The sequence below is a fragment of the Clostridia bacterium genome (genome assembly GCA_014360065.1).
Taxonomy (GTDB): domain Bacteria; phylum Bacillota; class DSM-521; order Neomoorellales; family JACIYF01; genus JACIYF01.
Window position 1 is genome coordinate 6,554 of record JACIYF010000120.1, and the last position, 599, is coordinate 7,152.

The following is a 599-nucleotide window of genomic DNA, read 5'->3' on the forward strand; positions in this document are numbered from 1 at the left end:
CTTGTAAACCGTGAATTTGGTCGCCCGGGACTCTTTCCTGCTGAGATGTCTAAGTTGCTGCGGGAAGCGTTCAATCAGCGACAAAAGTCAGACTATAGTGAGCTTCAGCCTACTGATTCTGAGACTGCCCAGCAAATGCTGAGTCACGCCAAGTCTTTCATTGAGGCTGTTAGGAGTACCCTTGTCGAGATCCTAGGATAGCACATTTTTATTTTCGCGCCATTAAATGGTCACAGGGCTGGACGGCCAATGACTAGCCCTGTGACCTAGCCTTAGGTGGTGACTGGCGACTCGGATCCCCGGTGGCCTAGAGCGCCACTTCATTTGTCTACATCAGCATACCGCAGGTGGACAAAGCATAGCACCATTCCCGGAACGAAGGTTGCTCCCAGTACTGCCCATGAACCTATTGCTAGAGGCGGATCGGGGCTGCCGGGCCGGAGTGACAATACATATATGGCGGCAATAGTCCAGGGGAACCACGGACTGTACTTGTCACTATTGAGAAACACGAAACCCGCCAGAGTGTATTGCCCCTTCGGGCAAGCTCTGGGCCAACAAAAACGGTATAATGAAATAAAGATTTGGCGTTGTTAAAT

1 protein-coding gene is annotated in these 599 nt (G+C 51.1%); it reads left to right on the forward strand.

Going from position 1 to position 599, the window contains the following annotated elements:
• On the forward strand, positions 1-201 hold a 201-nt coding region (locus H5U02_12880; protein MBC7343314.1), incomplete at its 5' end, for a HEPN domain-containing protein.
• Positions 202-599: the final 398 nt, after the last annotated feature.